The sequence below is a fragment of the Syntrophomonas sp. UBA5494 genome, from assembly GCF_002426325.1.
This window is the reverse complement of sequence record NZ_DIPG01000079.1, coordinates 12,917-17,584: the sequence shown is the minus strand read 5'-3', so window position 1 is coordinate 17,584 and position 4,668 is coordinate 12,917. Positions and strand designations below refer to the sequence as shown.

Genomic DNA, 4,668 nt, shown 5'->3' with positions numbered 1-4,668 from the left:
GCCGGGGACACACCTTCCTCTCAGCTTCCGCTTCGAAATCAGGAATGTCCCCCGGTTGGTTTATTGCTTATGTGAAAGCAACGGGAAGCGGCCCTTTTCCATCCTATCCTCGGGACGGGCTGGAGGTATGATTGTTTTCCAGAGCCCGGTTGACCAGGTATAATACTCTTTTCTGCTCCCCCTTGAAGTAGAGATATCCCAGCAAGGCTTCAAAACCGGTGCTTAAATGGTAATCACCCGGGTCGGCATGACGGGGGGCCGTGCTTTTGGCATTTCGGCCTCTCCTGACCACATCCTGCTCCTCGGGAGTCAGTTCTTCCCACAGGTGGCGTACCACCGAGGCCTGGCTTTCGGCCCTGACCACCTTCACGGTATCCAGATGGATATCCTTTACCCGGCGATTACCGTCCGCTACTACATGAGTGCGGACCAGAAGTTCGAATACGGCATCGCCGATATAAGCCAGTAAAACAGGGGATATTTCTCTTAAAGTCTTTTCATCCAATGGTTCATGCATTAAACTTCCATCGTGCTCCTTCGTGTGTATCTTCAATAATTATTCCCGTACTTTTCAGCTTGTCCCGGATAAAATCAGCCTGTTCATAATCTTTGCCGGCCTTGGCTTCCTCACGCATCCTGAGCAGGTATTCTATCAGGCTTCCTTCCTCCGGCACTTCCTCATAACGGAACCGGCTCCCGTCGGCGGTATCTTCTATGGTGATCTGCAACCGGCTAAGAAAATCGCGGATGCTGTCCGCCAGGCTGAAATTCTTTTCCTGCCGGGCCTTTTTCCTTAGAATCAGGAGGAGGTTTAAGAGTTCGTCTGCTACCGGCTTTTCCTCCCGGGTTTGTTCCATGAAAATTCCCAGTATATCACCCAACTGTTTTAAGATGCTTAGAGCCGTGCGAACGGCAGCCCGACTGGAGGACATCTGCCGGTCGGCGGCAGCCACAAAAGCATTAATAGTATGCGACATCTCAAAAAGATAGCCCAGGGCCCGGGCGGTATTAAAATCATCTTCCATGGCAGCGAGGAATTTTTCTTCCTGCTCTTTGACTTCAGCCAGGAAATCCTGCCCAGCCGCATCGGGCTGAGCCTCGAGCTCCGGTCCGGCAGCGATGAATTCCTGGGCCAGAGTAAAGGTGGTTTTAAGCCGTCCCAAGGCTTTACGTGCTTCTTCCAGTTTTTCATGGTCAAAATCGAGCGGACTGCGGTAATGGGTGGCGATTAGATAATAGCGCACCACATCTCCGGGGTATTCTTTCAAGACATCCCGCAGGATAAAAAAATTCCCCAGCGATTTGGACATTTTTTCATTATTGATAGTTATAAAACCATTATGCATCCAGTAGCGGACGAATGGTTTGCCCGTGTAAGCTTCCGCCTGGGCGATCTCATTTTCGTGATGGGGAAAGATTAAATCATTTCCGCCTCCATGAATGTCAACTGTTTCACCCAGATATTTGGTCGACATGGCGGAGCATTCGATATGCCAGCCCGGGCGTCCCTTTCCCCAGGGGCTGTCCCAGGAAGGCTCGCCCGGTTTGGCGTTTTTCCACAGTGCAAAGTCCATCGGGTCGTGTTTACGTTCGTCCACCTCTATGCGTGCACCAGCCAGCATGTCATCCAGCGACCGGCCGGATAACTTGCCATATTCCTTAAATGCCCGTACCCGGTAATATACATCACCCTGCATTTCATAAGCATAGCCCCGGTCTATGAGCACTGAGATTACTTTTATCATATCTTCGATATGCTGGCTGGCACGCGGATAGACGTTAGCCCGTCTAATGCCCAGCGCATCAGCATCTTTAAAATATTCCCCGATGTATCTTTCCGCCAGTTTAATGGGATCTTCCCCTTCTGCGCGGGCACGGTTGATGATTTTGTCATCGACATCGGTAAAATTCTGGGCATAGGTTACCTTTAGTCCGGTGAATTCCAGATAGCGGCGTACGGTATCAAATACTACCAGCGGGCGGGCATTGCCCAGGTGAATGTAGTTATAGGTGGTAGGCCCGCATACATACATGGTAAGTTCAGACGTATTTAACGGTACCAGTTCTTCCTTTTTTCCGCTTAGGGTATTGTATATTCGCATTTAATTCCTCCTCCATTTCATAATGTTCAACTTTTCTCTCTAATTCTTCGATTCTGTTCTGCATTATGACCAGAGCATCGGCTACCGGATCAGGCAGAAGATTATGATCCAGATCGATTGAATTATTTATACGGCTGCCGTTTTTGACCACTATACGGCCCGGCACTCCGACTACGGTGCAGTTGGAGGGCACATTTTTCAGCACAACAGAACCTGCCCCTATCTTGACATTATCGCCTACGAAAATGGAACCAAGGACTTTGGCTCCGGTACTTATCGTAACATTATTGCCAATGGTAGGATGACGTTTGCCTTTTTCCTTGCCGGTCCCCCCCAGGGTTACTCCCTGGTAGAGAGTTACGTTATCCCCTATTTCAGCGGTTTCCCCGATCACTATACCACTGCCATGGTCAATGAATAAGCCTTGGCCGATCGTGGCACCAGGATGGATTTCTATTCCAGTGCGATGCCGTGACCAGTGTGAAACTAAACGGGCCAGGAAAAAGAATTTTTTCTTGTAAAAATAGTGTGCGATTCTATGATTTATTATGGCACGAAAACCGGGATAACAAAACAAAATTTCCATAACACTGCGAGCAGCCGGATCACGCTCAAAAATTACCTGGATTTCATTTTTAAAAGTAGCCAGCATATTTTCATCTCCTTCAATATAAGTACAAAAAAACCTTTCATCTCTTCAGAGACGAAAGGTTTTTGCTTCCGCGGTTCCACCCTGTTTGAGCGCCTGTTGGCAGACACTCCTGCTTTGGTAAGATAACGGTTTGCACCGGACCGGGTTACTTAATTTCACCTGGCCTGCTCCAGGGCGCACTTCAGCGTCTTCATACTATGAGAAGGCTCTCAGCCGGTGACCCTCTCTCTCTGGCAGCGATCGGCGCTTACTTTTCCCATTCCCAGCATTTATTATTTTTATATATTTTAATTATAGGCAGGCAATCTTTAACATGTCAACTGTCATATTTTAGGAATAAATTAATTTATCTTAAGCTTAAGGCCCGGTTAATGCGATTCCGGCATTCCTCTTTACCCCATATACAGAGCAGTGAATTCAGCTCCGGCCCGTGAATATTGCCGGTCAAAGCGCTTCTGAGCGGCATATATACATCTTTGGGCTTAAGTCCATTTTGCTTGATAAAAGCCTTGATAACCTGTTTGGCTTGGTCCGGATTTTCAAAATCCTGGGCTTGCTCTGCGAATGCTTCCAGCATTGGTTTTACCCCTTCATGCTGCAGAACCTCCAGGGCTTCACCTTCATATTGAGGCGGAGCGAAAAAGAGCTCCAAATATTTGGTTATATCGGTGAGACCAACCAGATAATCACGTACGGCCTCTACCAGAATATTGCGCTTGGCTGCATCCAGACTGAAAAATGGCTCGGCATAAGGACCTTGCTCAATAAATGATTTTAACAGATCCAGCAGTTCTCCGCTTGTTTTTTGTTTTAAATATTGCTGGTTTATCCAATTAAGCTTGTCAAGATCGAATACGGCCGGGCTTTTGGATACCCGGTCCAGGGTAAAGGCCTGAATGATCTGTTCCGGGCTCAAAATCTGCTCTTCACCTTCCGGCGACCATCCCATCAAGGCCAGGAAATTAAACATGGCCTCGGGCAGATAACCCATTTCCCGATACGCCATAAGTGATGTGGCTCCATGCCGCTTGCTCATTTTCTGATGGTCTTCCCCCAGTATCAGAGAAATATGGGCAAAGCGCGGTGTGTCGAAGCCCAGTGCTTCGTAAATCATCAACTGGCGGGGCGTATTGGACAAATGCTCTTCGGCCCGGATAACATCGGTTATACCCATGAGATTGTCGTCTATTACTACCGCAAAATTGTAGGTGGGTATGCCGTCGGATTTGGCAATAATAAAATCGCCTATATTGCTGCTTTCAAAATTAACCTGGCCCCTGACTAGGTCATTTACGGTATAAACCCGGTTTTCCGGCACTCGGAAGCGCACCACCGGTTTCTCCCCTTGCTTTATGCGGGTTTCGCATTCCTCTCCGGTCAAACTGCGGCATTTGCCCAGATAGCGGGGCAGTTCCCCCCGGCTTAGCAGTTCCTGCCTTTCAGCTTCCAGTTCTGCTTCGGTACAGAAACAATAGTAAGCCTGGCCGCTTTTCAGCAGCTTATCAATATACTGCTGATAAATATCCAGACGTTCCGTCTGACGATAAGGTCCATTGTCTCCGCCCACATCTATACCCTCAGACCACTCCAGGCCCAGCCAGCGTAAAGATTTAATAATCTCATCTTCATATTCCCGCTTGGAGCGTTCCAAATCTGTATCTTCAATTCTTAGCACCATTTCTCCGCCGTCATGGGCGGCAGCCAGATAGTTAAACAAGGCTGAACGGGCTCCGCCAATATGCAGCGGGCCGGTAGGACTTGGTGCAAATCTCACTTTTAACTTGCTCATTGAATTCCCTCCCTCATTACACCTGGTAATTATACTAGAAATCAGCGCTTTACGCATCTTAATCACTAAGCTCCCCATCAACCTCCCCTATAAAACTCCACCCCGGCGGTGAGGTATAGCCCGGG

General features: G+C 48.4%; 3 protein-coding genes, 1 pseudogene and 1 other annotated feature. All 4 genes and pseudogenes read right to left on the bottom strand.

Features of this window, described 5'->3' with window-relative positions; translation table 11 throughout:
- Positions 1-103: 103 nt before the first annotated feature.
- A complete protein-coding gene (locus B3W37_RS08875) occupies positions 104-517 on the bottom strand; it encodes a Mini-ribonuclease 3 (RefSeq protein ID WP_483175437.1) in 414 nt (137 codons plus the stop codon).
- Positions 510-2,102: a cysteine--tRNA ligase gene (cysS, locus tag B3W37_RS08870; protein ID WP_483175436.1), complete on the bottom strand. Its 1,593-nt coding sequence runs from the start codon at positions 2,100-2,102 to the stop codon at positions 510-512. The genes B3W37_RS08875 and cysS overlap by 8 nt, the downstream gene beginning before the upstream one ends.
- Positions 2,041-2,775 (bottom strand): annotated as a pseudogene (gene cysE, locus B3W37_RS08865) (serine O-acetyltransferase); the annotation flags it as partial. The pseudogene cysE and the gene cysS, both read right to left, overlap by 62 nt.
- Positions 2,776-2,798: 23 nt before the next feature.
- Positions 2,799-3,027, bottom strand: a binding site (T-box leader).
- Positions 3,028-3,100: 73 nt separating this feature from the next.
- Positions 3,101-4,543, bottom strand: coding sequence for a glutamate--tRNA ligase (gltX, locus tag B3W37_RS08860; RefSeq protein ID WP_483175434.1), 1,443 nt, complete (start codon positions 4,541-4,543; stop codon positions 3,101-3,103).
- Positions 4,544-4,668 lie beyond the last annotated feature (125 nt).

What these genes read in the sequence shown, in the direction of transcription:
- gltX (WP_483175434.1), bottom strand. Translation starts at nt 4,543, where the DNA reads ATGAGCAAGTTAAAAGTGAGATTTGCACCAAGTCCTACCGGCCCGCTG.
- B3W37_RS08875 (WP_483175437.1), bottom strand. Translation starts at nt 517, where the DNA reads ATGCATGAACCATTGGATGAAAAGACTTTAAGAGAAATATCCCCTGTT.
- cysS (WP_483175436.1), bottom strand. Translation starts at nt 2,102, where the DNA reads ATGCGAATATACAATACCCTAAGCGGAAAAAAGGAAGAACTGGTACCG.